Origin of the sequence: Pseudomonas sp. GV047, assembly GCF_003058245.1 — a bacterium.
In the GTDB taxonomy this organism is placed as follows: Bacteria; Pseudomonadota; Gammaproteobacteria; order Pseudomonadales; family Pseudomonadaceae; genus Aquipseudomonas; species Aquipseudomonas marginalis.
Window position 1 is genome coordinate 269562 of sequence record NZ_QCWA01000001.1, and the last position, 19143, is coordinate 288704.

Annotated in this window: 18 protein-coding genes; 13 read left to right on the top strand and 5 right to left on the bottom strand. The window is 64.2% G+C overall.

Features of this window, described 5'->3' with window-relative positions; translation table 11 throughout:
* The first annotated feature begins 65 nt into the window (after positions 1-65).
* The 3 genes from C8K58_RS01370 (at position 66) to C8K58_RS01385 (ending at position 4344) form a co-directional block, all read left to right on the top strand.
* Positions 66-506, top strand: a complete 441-nt coding sequence (locus tag C8K58_RS01370) for a cytochrome c (RefSeq protein ID WP_027607193.1) — start codon at positions 66-68, stop codon at positions 504-506.
* 3 nt (positions 507-509) lie between these two features.
* Positions 510-1931 (top strand): cbb3-type cytochrome c oxidase subunit I, encoded by a 1422-nt coding sequence (locus tag C8K58_RS01375; protein ID WP_027607192.1) that lies wholly within the window; start codon positions 510-512, stop codon positions 1929-1931.
* Between the two features lie 571 nt (positions 1932-2502).
* Positions 2503-4344, top strand: coding sequence for a nitric oxide reductase activation protein NorD (locus C8K58_RS01385; RefSeq protein ID WP_027607191.1), 1842 nt, complete (start codon positions 2503-2505; stop codon positions 4342-4344).
* On the opposite strand, the gene C8K58_RS01390 is transcribed toward C8K58_RS01385, so the two are convergent.
* Both C8K58_RS01390 and C8K58_RS01395 read right to left on the bottom strand, forming a co-directional pair.
* Positions 4338-4529, bottom strand: coding sequence for a hypothetical protein (locus tag C8K58_RS01390; protein WP_027607190.1), 192 nt, complete (start codon positions 4527-4529; stop codon positions 4338-4340). The two genes, C8K58_RS01385 and C8K58_RS01390, sit on opposite strands and share 7 nt — an antisense overlap.
* Positions 4526-5209 (bottom strand): Crp/Fnr family transcriptional regulator, encoded by a 684-nt coding sequence (locus C8K58_RS01395; protein WP_027607189.1) that lies wholly within the window; start codon positions 5207-5209, stop codon positions 4526-4528. Before C8K58_RS01395 ends, C8K58_RS01390 begins: the two co-directional genes overlap by 4 nt.
* Before the next feature lie 251 nt (positions 5210-5460).
* Between C8K58_RS01395 and C8K58_RS01400 the strand changes: the two genes are divergently transcribed.
* The 8 genes from C8K58_RS01400 to C8K58_RS01440 all read left to right on the top strand — a co-directional run bounded on the left by C8K58_RS01400 (position 5461) and on the right by C8K58_RS01440 (position 12654).
* A complete protein-coding gene (locus C8K58_RS01400; RefSeq protein WP_108572785.1) occupies positions 5461-6651 on the top strand; it encodes an NnrS family protein in 1191 nt (396 codons plus the stop codon).
* A 9-nt stretch (positions 6652-6660) separates the two neighbouring features.
* Complete coding sequence (locus C8K58_RS01405) at positions 6661-7092, top strand: membrane protein (protein ID WP_027607187.1); 432 nt, start codon at positions 6661-6663, stop codon at positions 7090-7092.
* A 666-nt stretch (positions 7093-7758) separates the two neighbouring features.
* A complete protein-coding gene (gene pdxH, locus C8K58_RS01415; RefSeq protein ID WP_092357320.1) occupies positions 7759-8406 on the top strand; it encodes a pyridoxamine 5'-phosphate oxidase in 648 nt (215 codons plus the stop codon).
* A gap of 85 nt (positions 8407-8491) precedes the next feature.
* A complete protein-coding gene (gene moaB / locus C8K58_RS01420) occupies positions 8492-9046 on the top strand; it encodes a molybdenum cofactor biosynthesis protein B (RefSeq protein ID WP_108572787.1) in 555 nt (184 codons plus the stop codon).
* Positions 9043-10275: a gephyrin-like molybdotransferase Glp gene (gene glp / locus C8K58_RS01425; protein WP_108572789.1), complete on the top strand. Its 1233-nt coding sequence runs from the start codon at positions 9043-9045 to the stop codon at positions 10273-10275. The genes moaB and glp overlap by 4 nt, the downstream gene beginning before the upstream one ends.
* 9 nt (positions 10276-10284) lie before the next feature.
* Positions 10285-11280, top strand: a complete 996-nt coding sequence (locus C8K58_RS01430) for a peptidase U32 family protein (RefSeq protein WP_065948136.1) — start codon at positions 10285-10287, stop codon at positions 11278-11280.
* A 10-nt stretch (positions 11281-11290) separates the two neighbouring features.
* Entirely contained in the window at positions 11291-12181 is an 891-nt protein-coding gene (locus C8K58_RS01435) for a U32 family peptidase (protein WP_092357316.1), read from the top strand.
* Positions 12175-12654, top strand: coding sequence for an SCP2 domain-containing protein (locus C8K58_RS01440; RefSeq protein ID WP_027607181.1), 480 nt, complete (start codon positions 12175-12177; stop codon positions 12652-12654). Before C8K58_RS01435 ends, C8K58_RS01440 begins: the two co-directional genes overlap by 7 nt.
* Here C8K58_RS01440 and C8K58_RS01445 read toward each other — a convergent pair whose 3' ends face one another.
* The 3 genes from C8K58_RS01445 to C8K58_RS01455 all read right to left on the bottom strand — a co-directional run bounded on the left by C8K58_RS01445 (position 12655) and on the right by C8K58_RS01455 (position 16133).
* Complete coding sequence (locus C8K58_RS01445; protein ID WP_098479240.1) at positions 12655-13335, bottom strand: Crp/Fnr family transcriptional regulator; 681 nt, start codon at positions 13333-13335, stop codon at positions 12655-12657.
* A 351-nt stretch (positions 13336-13686) separates the two neighbouring features.
* Entirely contained in the window at positions 13687-14334 is a 648-nt protein-coding gene (narL, locus tag C8K58_RS01450) for a two-component system response regulator NarL (RefSeq protein WP_027607179.1), read from the bottom strand.
* Positions 14331-16133, bottom strand: a complete 1803-nt coding sequence (locus C8K58_RS01455) for a HAMP domain-containing protein (RefSeq protein ID WP_092357310.1) — start codon at positions 16131-16133, stop codon at positions 14331-14333. The genes narL and C8K58_RS01455 overlap by 4 nt, the downstream gene beginning before the upstream one ends.
* A gap of 310 nt (positions 16134-16443) precedes the next feature.
* Here C8K58_RS01455 and C8K58_RS01460 point away from each other — a divergent pair, with 310 nt between their 5' ends.
* Positions 16444-17700 carry a nitrate/nitrite transporter gene (locus C8K58_RS01460; protein WP_092357308.1) on the top strand — a complete coding sequence of 419 codons (1257 nt, stop codon included), beginning with the start codon at positions 16444-16446 and terminating at the stop codon, positions 17698-17700.
* Between the two features lie 2 nt (positions 17701-17702).
* On the top strand, positions 17703-19100 hold the full coding sequence (locus C8K58_RS01465) for a NarK family nitrate/nitrite MFS transporter (RefSeq protein WP_092357306.1): 1398 nt from the start codon (positions 17703-17705) through the stop codon (positions 19098-19100).
* Positions 19101-19143 lie beyond the last annotated feature (43 nt).

Consider the following 19143-nt stretch of genomic DNA (forward strand, 5'->3'; position numbering starts at 1 on the left):
GCCATCAAGCAGTTTCCACCCCCCACCTCCCTATCATTCCCTGGCCAAGCCATGAGGAAGCGACCATGTCAGAGACCTTCACCAAGGGCATGGCCAGGAATATCTATTTCGGAGGAAGCGTGTTCTTCTTCCTGATTTTCCTGGCCCTGACCTACCACACCGAACAAACCTTTCCCGCCCGCAGCAACGTCGACCAACTTACCGAATCTGTCGTGCGCGGCAAAGGCGTCTGGGAGCGCAACAACTGCGTCGGCTGCCACACCTTGCTGGGCGAGGGCGCTTATTTCGCGCCGGAGCTGGGCAATGTGTTCAAGCGCCGGGGCGGCGAAGAAGGGTTCAAGCCGTTCCTGCATGCCTGGATGAAAATGCAGCCCCTGGGTGTACCGGGGCGACGGGCCATGCCGCAATTCAATCTCAGCGACCAGGAGGTGGACGATATGGCCGAGTTCCTCAAATGGAGCTCGAAGATCAATACCAACAACTGGCCACCGAACAAGGAGGGCTGAGCCATGCGCAGTGCCAATCCATACTTGAAATTCCAATCCCAGGCCGTGGCCAAACCCTACTTTGTGTTCGCCCTGATCCTGTTTCTCGGTCAGGTGCTGTTCGGTTTGATCATGGGCCTGCAATACGTGATCGGCGACTTTCTGTTCCCGTTGATCCCCTTCAACGTGGCGCGGATGGTCCATACCAATCTGCTGATCGTGTGGCTGCTGTTCGGCTTTATGGGCGCGGCCTACTACCTGGTGCCCGAGGAGGCCGAACGCGAGCTGCACAGCCCGAAACTGGCGATCGTCCTGTTCTGGGTGTTCGCCGCCGCCGGGGTGTTGACCATCCTCGGCTACCTGCTGGTACCGTATGCGGCGCTGGCCAAGTTGACCCACAACGAGCTGCTGCCGACCATGGGGCGTGAGTTCCTGGAACAACCGACCATCACCAAAATGGGCATCGTGGTGGTGTGTCTGGGCTTTCTGTACAACATCGGCATGACCCTGCTCAAGGGCCGCAAGACCACCGTCAGCATGGTGATGATGACCGGGCTGATCGGCCTCGCGGTGTTCTTCCTGTTCTCCTTCTACAACCCCGGCAACCTGGCGCGGGACAAGTTCTACTGGTGGTGGGTGGTGCATCTGTGGGTCGAAGGCGTGTGGGAGCTGATCATGGGCTCGATGCTGGCCTTCGTGCTGATCAAGGTCACCGGCGTCGACCGTGAAGTGGTGGAGAAATGGCTGTACGTGATCATCGCCATGGCCTTGATCACCGGGATCATCGGCACCGGTCACCACTTCTTCTGGATCGGCGCGCCCGAGGTGTGGCTGTGGGTCGGTTCGATCTTCTCGGCCCTGGAGCCGCTGCCGTTCCTGGCGATGGTGATGTTCGCCTTCACCATGGTGAAGCAACGTCGGCGCCAGCACCCTAACCGCGCGGCCACGTTGTGGGCCAAGGGCACCACGGTCACGGCGTTCTTCGGCGCGGGCGTGTGGGGTTTCCTGCACACCCTGGCACCGGTCAACTTCTACACCCACGGCACCCAACTCACTGCCGCCCACGGGCACCTGGCGTTCTTCGGTGCCTACGCCATGATCGTGATGACCCTGATCAGCTACGCCATGCCCCGCCTGCGCGGTATCGGTGAAGCGCCGGACGCGCGTTCGCAGACCCTCGAAATCCGGGGCTTCTGGATGATGGTGCTGTCGATGGTGATGATCACGCTGTTCCTCACCGCCGCCGGGGCCGTGCAGGTCTGGCTGCAACGCTGGCAGGTGGATGGGGTGGCCTTGCCGTTCATGGCCACGGTGGAGCATTTGCAGGGACTGTTCTGGGCGCGGTTGGTCAGTGGGGTGGTGTTCCTGCTCGGGCTGGCCTGCTACCTGTGCAGCTTCCGGCAACGCGCCCGGATGGCTGGAGCACCGGTACCGATCGTCTACTGAAGGTAACGCGGTCCAAATGTGGGAGGGGCGGTGCGACGATTCGACTTGCCCCCGATGGCGGCCTGTGGGCCGACCGCTTTTTGGGGGGGAGTACATATCCGTTGCTGCGGTAACGGCTGCTTAGGGTTCCGCTCTTACAGCGGGTCACTTTTGGAAGAGCGCCAAAAGTAACCAAAAACGCTTCGCCCCAACACTCGGCACCTCGCCTAGGCTCGGTGTGCCCGAACGAAGGCTTTGGAGCGTGGGCCGCCGCGATGGGCCATCCATGGCCCAGCGCGGCTAACCCGGCGTCCTGCCGGGTTACCCACGCTCCAAAGCCTGCGTTCGGCCAGCGTGTTTGACGGGGCGATTTTAGATCAAGAGCCAAAGCGCGGCGGCCTTAGAGCCGACCGGAGTTGTGCCTGGTGTACTCGGTAAATGTGGGAGGGGGCTTGCCCCCGATGAGGGAGTGTCAGTTGGTGGATTTGGTACTGACCCACTGCAATCGGGGGCAAGTCGAATCGTCGCACCGCCCCTCCCACATTTTGACTGCAGTGTGCCTGTCAAACATCAAACAGTTGGAGCCCATCCCATGGCCTTTACCCTTGAATTGGAAGAATGGGTCGGCAGTGCCTGGCACCGCTTTATCACCCGCCGCGCCAGTGTCGATTTTCCGCACGCGCGGGTCGATCTGGTCGACCGCCAGCGCAGCCTCGCCGTATTGTTTCGCGCCCTGGGCGGTGCCAGCGGGATCGCCCTCGAAGCCGCCAGCGAACGCGACCTGCTGCTGCGCCGCAACCTGTTGATGCGCATCGCCGGCACCTGCAAGCATGCACCCCTGGCCTCCTGCGATGGCAACCGTCTACGCCTGCCGTCGAGCCTGGCGGTGTACCCCACCGTCGCCTTGAACCGGGAGCTGTACCGCTGGCTGGCGCTGCTGGCCGCCCATGCAGGCCCCATGACCCATTGGGCCCGGGACAACCAGCGCTGGACCTGGCTGCTGCTGCAACGCTACCCGGCGCTGCTGCCCAGCTACCAGCGCCTGGTGGACGCCCATATCACGCTGCGCCCCGACCCGGCCAGCCTGAGCCCCGCTGAAGCCGCCCTGGAAAAAGCCCTGCGCAAGGCCCTGCGCGAGCCCGGCAGCGTGCGCCATCTGCCCCGCAGCGAACGCGCTGCCTGGCCGTTGCCCTTATGGCTGTACCCGCCGTTGCACCTGGACACGCCCCAGGCCCTCGATCTTGAAGACGACGGCGACGACCTCGCCACCCCGTCCGGGGAGCAGCAGGGCGCGCCCAAACGTGCCGGCCGTGTGGATGATCACAGCCGTGATGGCGGCCTGCTGGTGGTGCGCCTGGAAAACCTGTTCAGCTGGACCGAGCACGTCGACCTCGATCGCTGGGCCGACGACAGTGAGGACCCGGACGCCGTCCGCGTCGCCGAAGACCTCGACCAGTTGAGCCTGTCGCGCCAGCGCGTGCGCAAGAGTGGCGGCTTGAAGCTGCACCTCGACCTGCCGCCCGCCGATGTGGATGACATCCCCCTCGGCGAGGGCATCAAGCTGCCCGAGTGGGACTACCGCCAACAATGCCTTCGACCCGGTTTCGTCAATCTGCAGCTGATGCAGCCACGTGCCGATGCACCGCAACCGTTACCGGCCCGATTACTCGGCCCGGCCCAGCGCCTGCGCCGTCAATTCCAGCAGCTGCGCACCGACCGCCAATGGCTGCGCCGGCAACCCCAGGGCGCGGAGCTGGACCTGCAAGCCTGGGTGGATTTCCAGGCGCAACGCCAACACGGCGCCTGCACCGAACGCGGCTTGTACCAGGAGCAACGTCACACCCGACGCGACCTGGCATGCCTGCTGCTGGCGGACCTGTCGATGTCCACCGACGCGCATTTGAACGACGAGCAAAAGGTCATCGACGTGATCCGCGACAGCCTGTTGCTGTTCGGCGAAAGCCTGGACGGGCTGGGGGATGCGTTTGCGTTGTATGGCTTCTCGTCCCTGCGCCGCCATCAGGTGCGCCTGCACCAGCTCAAGACCTTCGAGCAAGTCTATGACGACCGCACGCGTGGCTGTATCCAGGCCCTCAAACCGGGGTACTACACGCGCATGGGCGCCGCGATTCGCCAGGCCACCCAGTTGCTGGGCGCGTGCAAACAGCGGCGCAAGTTGTTATTGCTACTGACCGATGGCAAACCCAATGACCTGGATCTGTATGAGGGCCGCTACGGGGTCGAAGACACCCGCCAGGCGGTGGCCGAGGCGCGGCGCCAGGGCCTGATTCCGTTCTGCATCACCATCGACAGACAGGCCGGGGATTACTTGCCCTACATGTTCGGTGCCCATGGCTACACCCTGATCCGTCAGCCGGAGCAGTTGCCGCTGCGGTTGCCCCAGCTGTACCGGCAACTGACCGAAGGTCAGTAGAAGTCGCGGGGCAACCAGAAGAACATCGCGATGCAAAACAGCGTCAGGCTCAGGCAGAACCACTGGAAACGCCGCAAGCGAAGGGCCTGCACGCCGGCGTCCGAGGCGGGCAGGGCCATGCCGCAATCCGTGCACTGCTGGTGCTTGTCGGCATTGCGCTGCTGGCAATACAGGCAGGTTTTCACTCGAATTGCTCCAGGCGCAGCCGGTCCAGAATGGCGATCTGACGTCCGTCCTGGGTGATGATCTTTTCATCGATCAGGCGCCGGATAATCCGCGAAAAGGTCTCCGGCTGGATCGACAGATGCCCGGCAATCAACTGCTTGGCCATGGGCAGTTCGAAGGTGGCGTCGGTGCTGTGCAGGCGCATCAGTTGGGTCAGCAGGTAGCGCACCACGCGGTGGGTGGCGTTTTTCAGCGACAGGGTCTCGATCTCGTTGACCCGCTGGTGCAGGCGCACGCACAACGTGCCGAGCAGGGCGAAGGTCAGGCGGCTGTTGCTGTGCAGCAGGCGCATGTAGGTGGCGTTGGACAAACGGTACAGCTGGGTGGGGCACACCGCTTCGGCGCAGGCGACGTAGTTGGGGGTGTCCATCAGCATCATGGCCTCGGCGAAGGTCTGGCGCTCGCCGATCACTTCGAAGACCTTCTCCTGGCCGTCGGGGGTCAAACGGTAGACCTTCACCGCACCGGCGATCACAAAGTAAAACGCCTCGGCCGATTCGCCCTGGCGGAACAGCGGCTCGCCTTTGTCGATGCTCAGCAACTGGCTGTTGCCCATCAGCTCGTCGAGTTCTTCGTCGTTCAGCGGTTCGAACAGGTGATGGCTGCGCAGGATCTGGTGGTGCACGCGATGCAGCACCATGCCCGGTTCCTTGAACAGCAGCGGGGCGTTCACACCAGCACCAGCGAGAGCCCGCTGGCGGCGGCCAGCATGGAGCCGAGGATCACAAACCAGGCGAGGGGGACATAGGCGTTTTTCATCATGGCTCCGGGGTGCGGTGTGGATATAGGCGCGAGGGTAATCCCTTGGCCCCGATAGCGACTTGATCTACGACAAGGGCAATACGCAGGTATCGGCGCAAGATTGCCGCAGTCCTGAAGGGAGACCGTGTCATGCAAGTGCTCGATCGGCGCAAGGCCATGTCGATTACCCCGTTGTTTCGCCTGGCCTTCCGGCCATTCTTTCTCGGCGCCTGTGTGTTGGCGGCGCTGGCAATTCCCCTGTGGCTGCTGGCCCTGGGCGGGCACCTCGGCACCTGGCAACCCGCTGGCGGCTGGCTGGCCTGGCATCGCCATGAGCTGCTGTTCGGCTTTGGCGTGGCGATCATCGCCGGGTTCCTGCTCACGGCAGTGCAGACCTGGACCGGCCGCCCAGGCATCAGCGGCAATGCCCTGGCGCTGCTTGCCGGCGTGTGGCTGGCGGCGCGCCTGGGCTGGTTGTTCAACCTGCACTGGCCGCTGCTGGCGGTGCTGGAACTGACCTTTCCCTTGGCCGTCGCCGCGGTGATGGGCTGGACCCTCTGGCAGGTAAGACAGAAGCGTAATTACCCGATTGTGCTGGTGCTGGCGCTGCTGACCGTGGCCGATGCGCTGTCGCTGTATGGCTTGCTGCGCAATGACCCCGGCCTGCAGCGCCAGGCGGTGCTCACCGGCCTGTGGCTGGTGGCGGCGATGATGGGCCTGATCGGCGGACGGGTGATTCCGTTTTTCACCCAGCGCGGTTTGGGTCGGGTCGAAGCGGTCAAACCCTGGGCGTGGCTGGACCTTATATTGCTTGGCGGCGCGCTGCTGATCGCCGTGCTGTATGCCGCAGGGCCCGCGTTGGGCGCCAACCTGTGGATCGGCCTGCTGTTCGCCGCCCTCGGGCTGGGGCACCTGGTGCGCCTGGTCCGCTGGCATGATCGTGGCCTGTGGCGCGTGCCGTTGCTGTGGTCATTGCACCTGGCGTATGCCTGGCTGGCCGTGGCCTGCCTGGGCATGGCGCTGTGGCACTGCGGCGCGCCGCTCAATCCCAGCCTGGCCGTGCATGCATTGACCATCGGCGCCATGGCCGGGCTGATCCTGGCCATGATCGCCCGCGTCAGCCTGGGCCACACCGGCCGCCCGTTGCAGCCGCCCGCAGGGATGACCCTGGCCTTTGGGCTGCTGAACCTGGCGTGTGTGTGCCGGGTGGTGCTGGTCCTGCTGTTGCCGATGGCCGCGTTGTGGCTGGCGGGGGTGTGCTGGACCCTCGGGCTCGGCCTGTACCTGTGGCGGTATGGCCCGATGCTGTGGCAGGCACGGGTCGATGGGCATCCGGGCTAGGAGGACGTCATGCTCTATTCCACCTTGTTGATCGTGCATCTGCTGGCGGCGATTGCGTTTATCGGCACGCTGTTTTTCGAAGTGGTGATCTGGCACAGCGCCCGCGAGGAGCTGGCCTGGTCGGCGCAGTTCACCTCCGACCATGCCATTGCACGGCGTTCGCGCCAGGTACTGCACGGCGTGGTGGTGCTGCTGTACGGCGCCGGCATCGGCCTGGCCTGGCACTATCGCGGGCTGTTGGCGGTGCCCTGGGCCAGCCACTTCGCCGCGCTGCTGAGCCTGAAAATCCTGCTGGCCCTGAGCATCATCGGCCATTACCTGTGGCTGGCGTACCTGCTGAGTCACCAGCGCTTGAGCCCCCGGCGTGCGACGTGGATTCGTCGCAGCATCCTGGGGCATATGGTTGTGATCGTGATCGTGGCCAAGCTGATGTTGCGTTGATCAGGCAGGCGGACTGAGCGCCCTGGTAAACAACAGGTCGTTCTCCAGGCGGATGTGGTCGCGCGGGTGTTGCTGCGGTAATGGAGTGAGATCCAGAGCAGACTGATATCTACCTGATGTACAGAGATCACATGTGGGAGGGGCGGTGCGACGATTCGACTTGCCCCCGATGGCGGCCTGACAGCCGACCAGGATGTTGGATCAGGCCGAGTACATATCCGTTGCTACGGTAACGGCCACCTATGGTTCCGCTCTTACAGCGGCTCACTTTTGGAGGGACCCAAAAGTAAGCAAAAGGTCCTCGCCCCAACACTCGGCACCTCGCCTAGGCTCGGTGTGCCCTCACTCCGGCTTGAATCCGTGGGCCGCCGTCATGGGCCATCCCTGGCCCAGGACGGCTAACCCGGCGTCCTGCCGGGTTACCCACGGATTCAAGCCTGCGTTCGGCCAGCGTGTTTGACGGGGCGCCTGAGATCAAGATCAAAAGCAGAGCCAGAGCAACAGCCAGAGCAACAGCAACAGCAACAGCAACGCGATCCGTTGTGTAGCCCCCCACACCTCAAGCAATCACATGCGGCGTCATGCCACGGGCGAATGTTGATCGCGGTCAAGGGATAACTTCGTGGTAGTTCCCACACTGTGGCGAACTTTCTGGAGGACTGCGCCATGCCCCTGTCTCTTGCGCAATTGCGCCGCAACTACACCCTTTATGGCCTGCGTGATGACTTGGTGCAGGACGATCCCTTGGTGCTGTTCGGCCAGTGGCTGGATCAGGCGCGTAAAACCGAGGTGCCGCCGGCCGAGGCCAATAGCATGGCCTTGGCTACGGTCGATCATGATGGGCATGCCCACTGTCGCATCCTGCTGCTCAAGGGTTTCAGTGCCGAGGGTTTTTTCTTTTTCGGCCATTACCAGAGTGCCAAGGGCCAGGAGTTGGCGAGCAATCCCCATGCGGCCATGACGTTTTTCTGGCCGGGGCTGGAGCGTCAGGTGCGTATCGAAGGCCCGGTGGTTCGAGCGGATGCGCAGCTGTCGGACGATTATTTCGATGCGCGACCGGCCGCCAGCCAGTTGGGCGCCTGGGCGTCGCCGCAAAGCCAGCCCCTTGGCCATCGCAGCGAGTTGGAAAGTCGCCTGCGTGATGTCACCGAGCGTTTCGCCGGGCAGCAACCGCCACGGCCCGAGCATTGGGGCGGTTACCGCCTGCAGCCGCAGCGCATCGAGTTCTGGCAGGGCCGGCCCGACCGCCTGCATGACCGTCTCGACTACCGCCTGCACGGGGGCATTTGGCAGCGCACGCGCCTGGCCCCCTGAACGAGATACCTCCTTGGAGGAATAGGCCCTGCGCCCGTTGCGGCGCAGGCTGACGGCAACTTTCTTGACGCCTGGAGCCTTGATCATGGCCCATTTGAAACAACGCAATTTCGTGTCCCTGAACATCGCCGTGCTGACCATCAGCGACACCCGTACCCTCGACACCGACACCTCCGGCCAGACCCTGGTGGACCGCCTCGAAAGTGCCGGGCATGTGCTTATCGACCGTGGCCTGGTGATCGACGACATCTACCAGATTCGTGCGCAGGTGTCCCTGTGGATCGCCGACCCCGAGGTGCAAGTGGTGCTGATGACTGGCGGTACCGGTTTCACCGCCCGCGACAACACGCCCCAGGCGGTGCTGCCGTTGCTGGACAAACATGTCGAAGGCTTCGGTGAGCTGTTCCGCCAGGTGTCCTTGGCCGAAATCGGCACTTCCACCTTGCAGTCCCGCGCCCTGGCCGGCATCAGCAACGGCGTGCTGGTGTGCTGCATGCCGGGCTCGCCGGGCGCATGCCGCACCGGCTGGGACAGGATCCTGGCGGAACAGTTGGACAGCCGCACCGGCCCGTGCAACTTCGTGCCGCACCTCAAGCCTCAGCCTGAGCAAATCCTGCAAGCCTGCGAGTCGCGTTCATGAGTGTCTCGGTGTGTGACAGCGGCCACCTGATGCCGGTGGACGAGGCCATCGCCGCGCTGCTGGCTCAGGCGCCGCCGCCGCCGAGCACCCAGGTGATTGGCCTGGAGCAGGCGCTGGGGCGGGTGGTCGCCGAAGAGCTGTTCTCGCCCCTGGATTTGCCCTGTTTCGACAACAGCGCCATGGACGGCTACGCCCTGCGCGCCGAGGACGTGCCGGCCGAAGGCGGCTACCTGATGCTCGCCGGGCGCATTGCGGCGGGGCAGCACAGCAAGGTGAGGGTGCAGGCCGGGCAGGCCGTGCGCATCTTTACCGGTGCGCCGCTACCGCCCGGCGCCGACACGGTGGTGCCCCAGGAGCGTTGTCGCCTGTACGGCCAGCGCATCTGGTGCCCGCCGGTACGTCTCGGCGAGCATGTGCGCAAGCAGGGTGAAGAGTTGCAGCGTGGGCAGACCCTGATCGCCGTCGGCAAGCGCCTGCGCGCCCAGGACATCGGTTTGCTGGCCTCGGCCGGCATCCCTCGGTTGAAAGTCTATCGCCCGTTGCGGGTGTGCCTGCTCAGCAGCGGCAACGAGCTGCGTGACCCGGGCGAGGCGCTGGTGCCGGGGCAGATCTACAACAGCAACCGCTATGCCCTGGCTGCCTTGTTGCGTGGCTGGGGCGTGGACGTGCACGACTACGGCGTGATGGCCGACGAGTTGGCCGCCAGCCGTGATGCGCTGGCCCTGGCCTCGTCCGAGTGCGACCTGTTGCTGACCTCGGCGGGGGTGTCGGTGGGTGAGGAGGACCATCTCAAGCAGGCCATCGAGGCGCTCGGCCGCGTGGACTTCTGGCGCCTGGCGATCCAGCCCGGCAAACCCCTGGCATTTGGCGACGTGGCGGGCAAGCCGTGGCTGGGCCTGCCCGGTAACCCGTCGGCGGCGTTGATCACCGCGCTGGTGGTGGTGCGTCCGTTCCTGCTGCGCGCCCAAGGAGTGGAGCGGGTGCTGCCGGTGCCGATCCAGGTGCCGGCCGCATTCGAATGGCTCACGCCCAACAAGCGCCGCCAGTACCTGCGTGCACGCCTGAGCCCTGGCGAGGACGGGCAATTGCGCGCCGTGCTGCACCCCCAGCAAAGCTCGGCGATGCTCACCGCCGCCTGTTGGGCCGATGGCCTGGTGATCGTCGAGCGTGAGCACCAGGTGCTCAAGGATGAACCGGTGCCGTTTGTGTCTTTCGCTGAATTTCTCTGAGGAGCCCCCATGCAACTGGTCTGCCCGGCAGGCAACCTGCCTGCGCTTAAAGCCGCGGTGCGCCAAGGCGCCGATGCGGTGTATGTCGGTTTTCGCGATGACACCAATGCCCGGCACTTTGCCGGGTTGAACATGGACGACAAACAGTTCGACGGTGCCGTCGCCTTTATTCGCCAGCACCAGCGCAAGCTGTACGTGGCGGTCAACACCTACCCGCAACCGAAGATCTGGGCACGCTGGCAACGCGCCGTCGACCGCGCGGCGGACCACGGCGTGGACGCCCTGATCGCCGCCGACCCCGGTGTGCTCGACTACGCCAGCCGCCAGCATCCGCACATGGCCTTGCACCTGTCGGTACAGGGCTCGGCCACCCACGCGGCGGCGCTGAAGTTCTATGCCGAACGCTATGGCATTCGCCGCGCGGTATTGCCCCGTGTGTTGTCCCTGGCCCAGGTCAAGCAGGTGGCTGCGAGCAGCCCGGTGCCCATCGAAGTGTTCGGTTTCGGCAGCCTGTGCATCATGGCCGAGGGGCGTTGCCACCTGTCTTCCTATATCACCGGCGAGTCGCCGAACCTGTGCGGCGTGTGCTCGCCGGCCAAGGCGGTGCGCTGGAGCGAAGATGCCGAGGGCTTGAGTGCGCGCCTGAGCGAAGTACTGATCGACCGCTATACCGCCGACGAACCCGCCGGTTACCCGACCCTTTGCAAGGGCCGCTTCCTGGTCGGCGGCAAACGCTTCCATGCCCTCGAAGAACCCACCAGCCTCGACACCCTCGACCTGCTGCCGGAGCTCAGCGCCATCGGCGTCGAAGCGGTCAAGATCGAAGGCCGCCAACGCAGCCCGGCGTATGTGGAACAAGTCACCCGGGTCTGGCGCGCCGCGCTCGACGCCCACCGCAGCGCACCGGCCAGCTTTGTGGTCAAGGACCAATGGCGCCAGGTGCTGGCCGGGTTATCCGAAGGCAGCCAGACCACACTCGGCGCCTACCATCGTGCATGGCAGTGAGGAGACACAGATGAAACTCAGCCTGGGACCGGTGCTGTTTTATTGGGATAAGGAACACCTGGGGCGCTTCTACTCGGACATGGCCGGCTTGCCCCTGGACGTGATTTACCTGGGCGAAACCGTGTGCGCCAAGCGCCGCGCGTTTTCCCTGGACCGTTGGTTGGGGCTGGGCCGGGAGCTGCAAACCTGCAGCTCGGCGCAGATCGTGTTGTCGAGCTTGACCTTGATCGAAGCCGCCTCCGAACTGTCGAGCCTGCGCCGCCTGTGCGACAACGGCGAGTGGCTGGTGGAGGCCAACGACATGGGCGCGGTGCAGATGCTGATCGAGCGAAAATTGCCCTTTGTCGGCGGCCCGGCGCTCAACCTCTACAACGGTCACGCCCTGGTGCAACTGCTTGACGCCGGCATGCAGCGCTGGGTGCCGCCGGTGGAATGCTCCCAGGGCCTGATCGCCGACGTGCTGGAACAGGTGCGCGAATTGGGCCGGCCGTTGCCCGAAGTGGAGATCTTCGCCTACGGCCATTTGCCCCTGGCGTACTCGGCGCGTTGCTTCACCGCCCGCGCGGAAAACCGCCCCAAGGACGATTGCCAGTTCTGCTGCATCAACTACCCCGACGGCATGCCCCTGACCAGCCAGGAAGGGCAGGCGCTGTTCACCTTGAACGGCATCCAGACCATGTCCGCCGACGTTACCAACCTGCTGGCCGATTACCCCGGCCTGGTGTCCAGCGGCGCCGACCTGTTGCGCCTGAGCCCACGGGCCGAGGGCATGGTCGAGGTGGTACGTGCCTACGACCAGGTACGCCAGGGCGCTACGCCGCCGCTGTATGTCGAAGGCTGCAACGGCTACTGGCACGGCCAGGCGGGCATGTTGCGGGTTGAGGAGGTGGGCCTGTGCTGAGTCGTAAACCATGGCTGCTCAAGGGGGCCGACCGGTTGTTGCCATTGATCCGCCGCGTGCCATTTGGCGTACAGCGCCTGGTCTTGCAGCAAGCCCTCAACCGCTGCCTGGCCGAACCCCTGCGCGACGGCGGGTTTGACCTGCTGCGCGGGCGTTGGCTGTGTTTGCGTATTCCTGACCTGGGGTTGTGCTGGTACCTGACCCTGGGGCGGGATGGGTTGCGGATTGCGCAAAAGGCTGAGGCGCAGGTCAGCATCAGTGGTAATTGGCGGGAGTTTCTGTTGCTGGCCAGCCGCCAGGAAGATCCGGATACGCTGTTCTTTCGCCGCCGGTTGGTGATCGAGGGGGATACGGAATTGGGGCTGGGGTTGAAGAATCTGATCGACAGTTTGGACCCGGATGTGTTGCCGCCCTGGTTGTGGCGGAATCTGGAGCGGGCGGGGCGGGCGTCAGCGGTCCACAGCGGGCACTGATCAGCCGGCCTGATAGCCCATCAACTGTTCTTCGCAGAGGATTCGAATGGTGCGCCGCTGCACCTCGATCAACCCGCCTTCCACCAGCCGGTGCAGGATCCTTGAAAAGGTCTCCGGCTGGATCCCCAGCTTCGACGCCACCAGGCGCTTGGGCACTTGCAGCACCACCTCGCCACTCAGTGCATCGCGCTCCTGGAACAGGAAGTTGATCACCCGACGGCTGGCGCTGGCCAGGGTCAGGGTGTCGATGTCCTTGAGGCGCTGATGCAGGTGGATGCTCATGCTGGCCAGGATCGCCAGGCAGATTTTCGGCTGGTCTTCCAGGGCCCGGCGGTAGTGCTGGCCTTCGATGCTGACCAGCACGCTGTCCTTGAGCGCGGTGGCGCTCACCGGATAGGCCTTGGCCTGGGTAAACAGCAGCGCTTCGGCAAAGGTCTGGCCGGGCTGGATGATTTCCACCAGGTGTTCCTGGCCTTCGCCCGTGACCCGGTGCAGCTTGATCTGGCCGCTGACCAGCAGGAAAAAACGCTCGGCCGCGTCGCCCTGGTGCATCAACGGCGCATGGCCGGGCAGGCGCTTGAGATTGGCCAGGGTGCAGACGTCCTGGAAGGTTTTTTCCGGGAGCTGGCTGAACAGGTGATGGCGACGCAGGGTCAGGACGATGTGGGGATGGGTGAGCATGGTTGGGCCTCCGCAATGGGCTAGCGTAGAAGGCTTGGGGCGGGGTTGATATGCCTCTGTGGGGGTACCTCTTGCGGGGTTTGTGTAAACAATGTGGGAGGGGGCTTGCCCCCGATGAGCATGAGTATCTACACAACTTTTCAGCCCCTGACAAATCTCCCTGTGGTGAGCGGGCTTTTTGTGGTGAGCGGGCTTGTCCCGCGCTGGGCTGCGTAGCAGCCCCAAAACCAGTGTCTACAGAGTGTCTGATACACCGCATTCTTCTGGACTGGGGCTGCTGCGCAGCCCAGCGCGGGACAAGCCCGCTCACCACAACAGCCCTATCTGCCGCGCGTTCAGCATCAAACAGCCTCACCCCGCCTGCCGCAAATGCTCCATCGCCCAGACCGCCGCCTCGACCCGCGACCGCAATCCCAGCTTGTGCAGCAGATTCTTCACATGCACCTTCACCGTGCCCTCGGTAATCCCCAATTTGTGCCCGATTACCTTGTTGCTGTGCCCACTGGCAATCGTCCTCAGCACCTGGCGCTCGCGCTCGGTCAATTCCACTGCCGCATGGGGCTGTGGCGAGCGCAGGGCCTGGGCCAGGACGCGGGTCAGGCCGGGGCTGATGACCAGCGCGCCATGCAACGCATCGCGGATGTACTGGATCAACAACTCCGGCTCCATGTCCTTGAGCAGATAGCCATTGGCATCCAGGCGCAGCGCATCGCGGATGTCGTCCTCGGCGTCGGACACGGTAAACAGCAGCACCTTGCCGGCATAGTTCATGGCCCGCAGGCGGCGCAGGGTTTCCAGGCCGTTCATGTGCGGCATGTTGTTGTCCAGCAGGACCAGGTCCGGTTGCAGCCCGTCGATCTGGTCCAGGGCTTCCTGGCCGTTACCGGCTTCGCCGACCACTTGCAGGTCGTCTTCCAGTTCAAGCATCTGGCGCATGCCGTGGCGCATCATCGGGTGATCGTCGACCAGCAGGATACGGTGGCGGGTGAGGGTGTTCATGAGGCGGTGCCTTGTAGGGAGTGGCCGAGAAATTCCGGTTGGAAACGCAATTGCACGCGGGTGCCTTGGGGCTCGCGGGGGCTGATGTCGAGGTGGCCATGCAGGCTGCGGGCGCGCTCGTCCATGATGGTCAGGCCGTGGTGTTCGCGGGTGTCGACCTCACCGCAGAAGCCCCGGCCGTCGTCCTCGATGCTCAGGCTCACGGTCTCGCCTTCCTGGCGCAGTTGCAGCCAGGCGTTTTGCGCATGGGCATGGCGCAGGCAATTGGACAGGGCCTCGCGGGTGACCTGCAACAAGTGGATCTGTTCGCTGGCCGACAGTTGGAAGGCCAGGGCGTCCACATGCAGGTGCACCTGGAACTCGCCACGCCGCGAGAACTCCTCGGCGGTGTCCTGCAGCTCCTGCACCAGCCCGGCATCGTGGATTTGCAGGCGGAAGGTGGTGAGCAATTCGCGCAGTTGGCGGTAGGCGTTGTTCAGGCCGTCGCGCAGTTCGGCGGTGACGGTGGCCAGGGTTTCCACCGGTTCGCCACGGCGGATCAGGGTTTGCATGCGGCTGACCTGCAGCTTCATGTAGGACAGCGCCTGGGCCAGGGAATCGTGCAGTTCCCGGGCGATGATGGTGCGTTCGTCGAGCAGCAGCAGGCGGTGGTCCTGTTCGCGCTGGCGCTTGAGCGACAGCGAGGTGCCGATCAGGTTGGCCAGGGCCTGGATCAACTGTTTCTCCCAGTCCTGGGGCGCATGGCCGTCGAGGAAGTGCGCCTTGAGTTCGCCCAGTTCCGAGCCCTGGTTGCTGATGCTGAATACCTGGGGGAGCGCCACTTTCTGTTTTTGGCACGTTGCGCAATCACCGATGGCGCAGACGTTGCGGCTATCCCCTCCATTCAGGGAGAGCATCTGCTGGGCCGGCGCCAGGAAGTGCCCTTGCAGGCACAGCGACAGGCGCAGCCCCGGCAGGCGTTTCTGGAAGCGCCGGATCAGTTCATCCAGGCCCTCGGCGTTCGCCAGGCGCGTGGCCAGGCTGCGGCTGCTCTGGTAAAGCAGCTCCAGGGCAGCGTTGGCTTGTTGCAGGTTGAGGGTTTTCTGCCGCACCTGGCTCTCGAGGGTGCGGTGGGAGTGTTCAATGGTTTCGGCCATGGTGTTGAAGCTCAGGGCGAGTTGCCCCAACTCGTCTTCGGAGCGGTGATTGACCCGGGTCTTGAAGTCGCCATCACGAAAGCGCCGGGTCGCGTGCACCAGCTCTTCCAGGGGGTTGACCACGCCGTACTGCAATTCATACAGGCCGATCAGCAGGATGATCAGCGTACTGAACAGAGCCAGGCCCTGGATGCTTTGCTGCCAGCCCTGTTTCTGTTCGCTGTGTTGTTGCAGGAGGCTGACGAATTGGTTCAATTGCTCGACGAACCCCGGTGCGCTGGCCTGGAACAGCATCGCGTCGCCACGGGCCAGCGCCGGGCGCAGATCGGTGTCCCAGCGCTGCTGGATCTGTTGGTAGCTCTGCAGCAGGGCACTGCGCGGGCCGTCTTCAAGCACCGCCTTGAGCGATTGGCTGTCGAGGCGCCCTTGCAGGCTGTGGGTGATGGCGTCGATCTCGTCGGCAGGCGCGCCGGCCGCCAGTTTCCAGCTCAGGTGGTAGGTCTCCATACGCACCGAACCGGCGGTGTTGATGGCGGCCGCGTCGCCCTGGCTGAACCAGGCGATCAGGCCGGCGCTCAAGGAACTGGCGAGGGCGAGGATGGCGATCAGGATCACCGCCAGCCCGGCGCGAGCGGGCAGGGAGCTGCGCAGCCAGTTAAACATGGCGGCGTAAGCGAAGGGGGTTGGAAGCCTGCATGGCGGCACCTGCAAAGGGAAAAGGGCTGAAAAACCGCAATCCCTGGCGCACTACCTCTAAAGAGTTGCCGGCAAACCCTCCCACGGGAAAACGCCGGCACAAGAGACCAATCCATTGATAAATAAAGACTTTCTCTTGTTGTTAAGACTACCTCCTTAGAGGTATGTGGGGCCAGCATAGCCCCATACCCCCCAGGCGGACGTTGACCTGGGTCAAGTTCCACGGGGGTGTCGCCCCTAACCTGCGCCCATGGAATCACTTTCTGGAGCGCATACCGTGACTCAACCCCGTATAAGACAAGGCCTGGTGCTGGGCATGAGCACACTCGCCTTCACCGTCTGCTTTATGGTGTGGATGATGTTCGCCGTGCTGGGCGTACCCATCAAAGAGCTGTTGCAACTCAACGAAACCCAGTTCGGCCTGCTGGCCGCTACCCCGGTATTGACCGGCTCCCTGGTACGCCTGCCCCTGGGCCTGCTGACTGACCGCTTCGGCGGGCGCATCGTGTTCTTCCTGTTGATGCTCGCCTGTGTGCTGCCGCTGTACCTGATCACCTACGCCACCGCCTATTGGCAGTTCCTGGTGCTGGGCCTGTTCGTCGGCCTGGCCGGCGGTTCGTTTTCGGTGGGCATCGCCTACGTGGCCAAGTGGTTCGACAAAGACAACCAGGGCTTTGCCATGGGCGTGTTCGGCGCCGGCAACGCGGGCGCCGCCGTCACCAAGTTCCTGGCCCCGGCGCTGATCGCCCTCGGCACCTGGCACCTGGTGCCCAAGGTGTTCGGCGCGATCCTGTTTATCACCGCGCTACTGTTCTGGTTCCTCACCAGCGAGAACAAGGCCCACCGCAGTGCCGGCGGCGCCACCCTGCGCCAGCAGCTGCTGTGCCTGAAAGACCCGGCCGTGTGGCGCTACTGCCAGTACTACTCGATTGTGTTCGGCGGCTATGTGGCCCTGGCGCTGTGGATGACCAAGTACTACGTGCAGGAATACGGCTTCAGCCTGCAAAGCGCCGCGTTGCTGGCCGCGTGTTTCTCCCTGCCCGGCGGCGTGCTGCGTGCGGTAGGCGGCTGGATGTCCGACCGCTGGGGCGCCCAGAGCGTGACCTGGTGGGTGCTGTGGGTGAGCTGGATCTGCCTGTTCCTGCTCAGCTACCCGCAGACCCAATTGCAGGTGCAGACCGTCAACGGTCCCCTGGATTTCCATATCGGCCTCAACGCCACCCTGTTCACCGTGCTGCTGTTCGTGATGGGCATCGCCTTCGCGTTCGGCAAGGCCTCGGTGTTCAAGTACATCGCCAATGACTACCCACAGAACATGGGCGCGGTGTCCGGCATCGTCGGCCTGGCCGGTGGCCTGGGCGGCTTTGTGCTGCCGATCCTGTTTGGCGCCCTGGTGGACCTCACCGGCGTGCGCTCGTCCTGCTTCATGTTGATGTACGGCGTGGTCTGGGTGTCCCTGACCTGGATGTACTTCAGCGAAATGCGCAAGCAACCGCTGTTGGGCAAAACCGCCCAACCTCTCCAAGGAGAATGAACATGTCCATCGCGCAAAAGCCCGGCTCGGGGCCGGTGATCCACGACTGGCGCCCTGAAGACCCGGCGTTCTGGGGCGCCAGCGGCAAGAAGACCGCGACCCGCAACCTGTGGATCTCGATCCCTGCGCTGTTGCTGGCCTTCGCCGTGTGGATGGTGTGGAGCACGGTGATCGTGCGCCTGAACGCCATCGGCTTTACCTTCAGCACCGACCAGTTGTTCTGGCTGGCGGCGTTGCCGGGCCTGTCCGGTGCCACCTTGCGGGTGTTCTACTCGTTCATGGTGCCGATCTTCGGCGGCCGCCGCTGGACCGCCCTGAGCACCGCGTCGCTGCTGCTGCCGTCGCTGTGGATGGGCTTTGCGGTGCAAGACCCCAACACCCCCTACAGCGTGTTTGTACTGATCGCGCTGCTGTGCGGTTTCGGCGGCGGCAACTTTGCCTCGAGCATGTCCAACATCAGCTTCTTCTACCCCAAGTCGCAGCAAGGCACGGCCCTGGGCCTGAACGCCGGCCTCGGCAACCTGGGGGTATCGGTGATGCAGTTCTGCGTGCCGCTGGTGATCACGTTCGGCGTGTTCGGCCTGGTGGGCGGCCAACCGCAGACCTTGGCGGATGGCAGTCAACTCTGGCTGCAGAACGCCGGTTTCATCTGGGTGCCGTTTATCCTCACCGTCACCGTGGCGGCCTGGTTCGGCATGAATGACCTGTCCAGCGCCCGCGCTTCGTTCAGCGAGCAGGCGGTGATCTTCAAGCGCAAGCACAACTGGCTGATGTGCTGGTTGTACCTGGCGACTTTCGGCTCATTCATCGGTTTTTCGGCGGCGTTCCCGCTGCTGATCAAGACCTCGTTCCCCGACGTGGTGGCGCTGAAATTCGCCTTCCTCGGCCCGCTGGTCGGCGCCCTGGTACGCCCACTCGGCGGCTGGCTGGCGGACAAGCTGGGCGGCGCACGGGTGACCTTGTGGAACTTCGTGCTGATGATCGTGATGGTGTTCGGCGTGCTGCACTTTTTGCCGCAGAACGGGCAGGGCGGCAGCTTCTACGGCTTCCTCGGTATGTTCATGCTGCTGTTCATCACCACCGGCGTCGGCAACGGCTCCACCTTCCGCATGATCCCGGTGATCTTCCGCACCCAGCACGAGAAGGCCAGTGCCGGTAAGTCCGCCGCCGAGCGCGAGCAGGCGATCAAGGATGCCGGTAAGGAATCCGCCGCGGTGCTGGGCTTCAGTTCGGCCATGGGCGCCTTCGGTGCGTTCTTCATTCCCAAGTCCTTCGGCACGTCCATGGCCGCCACTGGCAGCCCGGCGATGGCCTTCTACATGTTTGTCGGTTTCTACCTGAGCTGCATCGTCGTGACCTGGTGGTGGTACGCCCGCAAAGGCTGCGCCACACCCTGCTGATCGACCACGAATTCGCGGGGCAACGCACCCCACGGCACGCCTG

Coding starts and splice junctions, on each gene's coding strand:
- C8K58_RS01370 (WP_027607193.1), top strand. CDS start 66: ATGTCAGAGACCTTCACCAAGGGCATGGCCAGGAATATCTATTTCGGA.
- C8K58_RS01375 (WP_027607192.1), top strand. CDS start 510: ATGCGCAGTGCCAATCCATACTTGAAATTCCAATCCCAGGCCGTGGCC.
- C8K58_RS01385 (WP_027607191.1), top strand. CDS start 2,503: ATGGCCTTTACCCTTGAATTGGAAGAATGGGTCGGCAGTGCCTGGCAC.
- C8K58_RS01395 (WP_027607189.1), bottom strand. CDS start 5,209: ATGGTGCTGCATCGCGTGCACCACCAGATCCTGCGCAGCCATCACCTG.
- C8K58_RS01400 (WP_108572785.1), top strand. CDS start 5,461: ATGCAAGTGCTCGATCGGCGCAAGGCCATGTCGATTACCCCGTTGTTT.
- C8K58_RS01405 (WP_027607187.1), top strand. CDS start 6,661: ATGCTCTATTCCACCTTGTTGATCGTGCATCTGCTGGCGGCGATTGCG.
- pdxH (WP_092357320.1), top strand. CDS start 7,759: ATGCCCCTGTCTCTTGCGCAATTGCGCCGCAACTACACCCTTTATGGC.
- moaB (WP_108572787.1), top strand. CDS start 8,492: ATGGCCCATTTGAAACAACGCAATTTCGTGTCCCTGAACATCGCCGTG.
- glp (WP_108572789.1), top strand. CDS start 9,043: ATGAGTGTCTCGGTGTGTGACAGCGGCCACCTGATGCCGGTGGACGAG.
- C8K58_RS01430 (WP_065948136.1), top strand. CDS start 10,285: ATGCAACTGGTCTGCCCGGCAGGCAACCTGCCTGCGCTTAAAGCCGCG.
- C8K58_RS01435 (WP_092357316.1), top strand. CDS start 11,291: ATGAAACTCAGCCTGGGACCGGTGCTGTTTTATTGGGATAAGGAACAC.
- C8K58_RS01445 (WP_098479240.1), bottom strand. CDS start 13,335: ATGCTCACCCATCCCCACATCGTCCTGACCCTGCGTCGCCATCACCTG.
- narL (WP_027607179.1), bottom strand. CDS start 14,334: ATGAACACCCTCACCCGCCACCGTATCCTGCTGGTCGACGATCACCCG.
- C8K58_RS01455 (WP_092357310.1), bottom strand. CDS start 16,133: ATGTTTAACTGGCTGCGCAGCTCCCTGCCCGCTCGCGCCGGGCTGGCG.
- C8K58_RS01465 (WP_092357306.1), top strand. CDS start 17,703: ATGTCCATCGCGCAAAAGCCCGGCTCGGGGCCGGTGATCCACGACTGG.